The organism is uncultured Veillonella sp., assembly GCF_938010505.1.
Taxonomy (GTDB): domain Bacteria; phylum Bacillota; class Negativicutes; order Veillonellales; family Veillonellaceae; genus Veillonella.
This window is the reverse complement of the sequence record NZ_CALLVP010000107.1, coordinates 1-4263: the sequence shown is the minus strand read 5'-3', so window position 1 is coordinate 4263 and position 4263 is coordinate 1. Positions and strand designations below refer to the sequence as shown.

The window sequence follows — 4263 nt, the reverse complement described above, 5'->3', positions numbered from 1 at the left end:
TAATGAACAAAATTTTAGGAGGAACTGTGAATACAACAGATAATCAGGTTACTGCACAAGTGAAAGCAGAGCCGACAGTAGCAAAAACTGCTACTCTTACAACTGCGGCGGAAGGCGAACAAAAACAAACTCGTCGCCGTACAAATACGCGCCGTCCTGCTGGCGAAGGTCGTACTCGTCAACAAACAGCTGGTGATGGTGAAGGCACAACACGCCAACGCCGTACTACAAATACTCGCACAAGTGCGAATGGTGGTCGTACGAATACGACTCGCCGTACAAATACACGTCGCAATGCTGAGCAAGGTGAAGGGCAAGAACGCAAAACTCGCCAAACTCGTGCACCGCGTGGTGAACGTAGTGAAAATACGCGCAATACGCGTACTAATAATAACGGTCGCAACGGCCAAAATGGTCAAAACCGCAATAACAACCGTCCGAATAATCGTTCCACGAGCTGGAATCATCAAGAGGAACAAGTGGAGTTAATCGGTCGTACACCAAATGGCGCCAACAAGGGTAAATTCCAAATCATCCCACTTGGGGGGCTTGGTGAAATCGGCAAAAATATGACCATCTTCCAATATGAGGACGAAATTATCGTCCTTGACTCTGGTCTTGCGTTCCCTAGTGAAGATATGCTCGGCGTGGACATCGTTATTCCTGATATGAGCTATATCATCGAGAATAAGGATCGCGTGAAAGCTGTCGTAATTACGCATGGTCACGAGGACCATATCGGCTCCTTGGCGTACCTAATGAAAGAAATCAGCTGCCCAGTATATGCAACAAATCTGGTTTGTGGCTTAATTGAAGGCAAGTTTAAAGAACATAAGGTATCTCCAAAATGTCTTCGCACGATTGCCGCAGGCGATGAAGTTCAAATTGGTCAAGTGACTGTTGGTTTTATCCAAACAAATCACTCCATTCCTGACTCCTGCGCTGTGTATTTTGATACACCAATCGGTACTATACTTCATACAGGTGACTTTAAAATCGACCAAACTCCAGTTGATGGACGTTTGATGGATATGCATAAATTTGCTGAGCTTGGCAACAAAGGCGTATTAGCGTTGATGTCTGACTCTACAAACGTTGAAAAACCAGGTACTACAGGCTCTGAAAGCTCCGTAGGCCCTGCGATCAAACAAGCTGTTGGCGAAGCAAAAGGCCGCGTTGTTTTGGCAACATTCGCATCTAACGTATCCCGTATTCAACAAGCTGTTGATGCGGCGGTTATGTTTAACCGTAAGGTTGTAGTCATGGGCCGCAGCATGGTAAATGTTACAGAAATCGCACAAGAACGCGGTTACTTGAACATTCCACCAAATACAATCATCGACGTAGACGTAATGCACAACTACACAGATGACCAAATCATGATCTTAACAACTGGTTCTCAAGGTGAACCGATGGCAGGCTTGTCCCGTATGGCAACAAGCAACCATCGTACTGTAGAATTGGCTCCGAATGATACGGTTATCATCTCTGCTACACCAATTCCAGGTAACGAAGGCGCTGTAGGTAGAACTATCGATAACTTGCTTCGTTTAGGTTGTAATGTAGTATACGGTAAAGACCGTGGTATCCACGTATCTGGTCATGCGAGTCAAGAAGAGCTTAAAACAATGCTTAACCTCGTTCGTCCAGAATACTTTATCCCAGTTCATGGTGAGTACCGCATGTTGCGTCGTCATGGTGAACTCGGTGTTGCTATGGGTGTAGACCCTAAGAAAGTCCTTATCGGTGATAATGGTCAAATCTTTGAATTCGATAAAGATGGTGGTCGCAAAGGTGGTCGCGTACAAGCTGGCGCTATCTTTGTTGATGGTCTTGGTGTTGGTGACGTAGGTAATATCGTTATCCGCGACCGTCAACAATTGGCACAAGAAGGTATGGTTATCGTCGTTATGGCGATGGACAAAGCTTCTGGCACTATCGTAGCTGGTCCAGACCTCGTATCTCGTGGCTTCGTATACGTTCGTGATGCAGAAGAACTCATGCTTGCTGCAGAACGCCGCGTAGAACAAGTTCTCGATGATTGTGAAATGCAACGCATCAAAGATTGGACAACAATTAAGCAAAACGTACGTGACGCATTGGGTAAATTCTTCTATGAAAAAACTCGCCGTCGTCCTATGATCTTGCCGATTATTCAAGACGTATAATCTTATACAATAGAGAAAAGTACCGCACCTCATGGTGTGGTACTTTTGACATTTTAAAAGAGAAATAAAAACTACCATTAATAGCATTGCTATCGCATTCGTCTACTATATGGGGTATTTGAAGTTACCCTTTTAAACTGTTATAATTAAAAGATACCAATTAATATATCTTCTTATGTAAGAATGGTGATTTATGAATAAAACAAATACAAGAGCGATGGTGGAAACTGCATTTGTATCGACCATTGTTGTTATGTTAACTATAGTGGGATCGACAGTGCCCTTCCTTAGTTTGCTTGCAACGTTAGTTGCACCTTCTGGGATTGCACTCATTGGTATCCGTTGGGGCAGCCGATATAGTTGCGCCGCGTCAGTGGTGGCATTTGTTCTCGTTTCACTTTTAGTAGGCCCATTAATGGCCATGGCTACTATTTTGGCGTATTCTTTGCCGAGTATTTTTCTCGGTGAAGCTTTTAGAGCGAATTGGTCCTTTGGCAAACTCATCGTTATACCAGCTATTGCACTTGCTTTAACGAGTCTTATAGGAATTTTAATTTCTGCAGGCCTCACATCTTTTGATTTGTCTCAGATTAGTCGAATGATTGATGTAGACCTTAAGAATGCTATTATTGAGTCTGTAAAGCAACAACCCATGACACAAGAGCAAATGGATGCATATATCAACCGTTTAGATTTTGCGTTCCAGCAAGCAAAACGAATGCTTTTAGCTTATTGGTTTGCAGCTAATGCGATAGTGACTTATATTTTAGCTAAGCTTGTATCCTATATTGGTCGTCGCACAAATAGTGTAATGCGTACGTTGCCGACAATGGATACGTGGCGCATGCCAATTTGGGGTGCTGGCGTCTTAGCGGTTGGTATTATCCTTGCTTATGTTGGACCATATCTTGGTTATACTGAAAGTATTCTTGCTGATATAGGTCTTAATCTATCCTTGTTTGGTGCTATGATTTGTGGCCTTAATGGCATTACATGCTTATTATCCATCATGAAGTCTTACAATTTAGCAGGCTTTTTCAAGTTTGTTATTATAGCTTTTTTGTATATGATGAGTCCATTGGCACTCGTTATATATGGAATTTTTGATATGTTTTTAGATATGCGAGCACGTTTCGAAAAACGTAGTTCTTAATAAGAAAGGAGGCCGTTATGAAATCCTTTCAACGGAAATGGAAAGGTTTAGAAATTTCCATTATTGCCGTTATTGTATTATTGCTATTATTGTTGGCCTATTTAAACTGGGCCGTTGCAATTTTAGCTTTTATCATTGTATTAGCGGCATATTTGATTAATTACAATACCATTCATAATCGGCGTCGTTTGGCAAGGGAACAGCTTGGAGCGATGATGAAGAACGTCACTCAAGCTTCGAACTTTGCCTTACAAAATTTGCCAATGGGGATTGCCCTCGTTAATAAACAAGGCACATTGGTGTGGAACAATAGCGTCTTCGCAGACTGGGTTAAGGTAGACTGGAATAAAATTCAAAAAATGTCCGCTCTTTTACCGGGATTCCGTATCGATAAAATCTGGGGTAAATCCGGATATATGACGGAACAATACGAAGATAAGTATTTCCAAATTATTTACAAATTCATAGATCCTCGTGATACGCGACCAGAGATTGATAGTGATGATGAACTAGCTGAACATGCAGTTATGGCGCTTTACTTCAAGAATATTACGGAAGTAGAAAAGGCGCGTATCAAGGCCGAAGAAGGTCAGCCTGTATGGGGTATGATTCAGATCGATAATCTTGAAGAATTGACAAAAGGCCTCAGTGACCGCGATTACACAAATATTTGGACTGATATTAACAATATTATTGTAGACGAAATCGACGGTAATGAAGGCTTTATTCGTAATTTCCAAGACGATATGTATACCTTTGCCATTTCTCGTGGTGCTCTCCACGCGATGGAGGAAAATGGTTTTAAAATTCTTGAAAGAGTTCGTAAATTACCATCTCCGCGTCAGGTGCCAGCTACGATTTCCATTGGTATTAGTGAAAATATAGGCTCTGTGAAAGATGTATCTGGCCGTGCTCGTGCAGCCTTAGATATTGCATTAGGTC

Annotated in this window: 2 protein-coding genes and 1 pseudogene; all 3 read left to right on the top strand. The window is 42.1% G+C overall.

The features are described from left to right. The first annotated feature begins 26 nt into the window (after positions 1–26). Positions 27–2168 (top strand): ribonuclease J, encoded by a 2142-nt coding sequence (locus Q0507_RS06540; RefSeq protein WP_298714103.1) that lies wholly within the window; start codon positions 27–29, stop codon positions 2166–2168. Between the two features lie 193 nt (positions 2169–2361). Further along, the gene (locus Q0507_RS06535; RefSeq protein WP_298714100.1) at positions 2362–3321 is read left to right on the top strand and encodes a DUF2232 domain-containing protein; all 960 of its coding nucleotides are present in this window, start codon (positions 2362–2364) and stop codon (positions 3319–3321) included. A gap of 17 nt (positions 3322–3338) precedes the next feature. Beyond that, positions 3339–4263 (top strand): annotated as a pseudogene (locus tag Q0507_RS06530) (RNA-binding protein); the annotation flags it as partial.

Coding starts and splice junctions, on each gene's coding strand:
- Q0507_RS06535 (WP_298714100.1), top strand. CDS start 2,362: ATGAATAAAACAAATACAAGAGCGATGGTGGAAACTGCATTTGTATCG.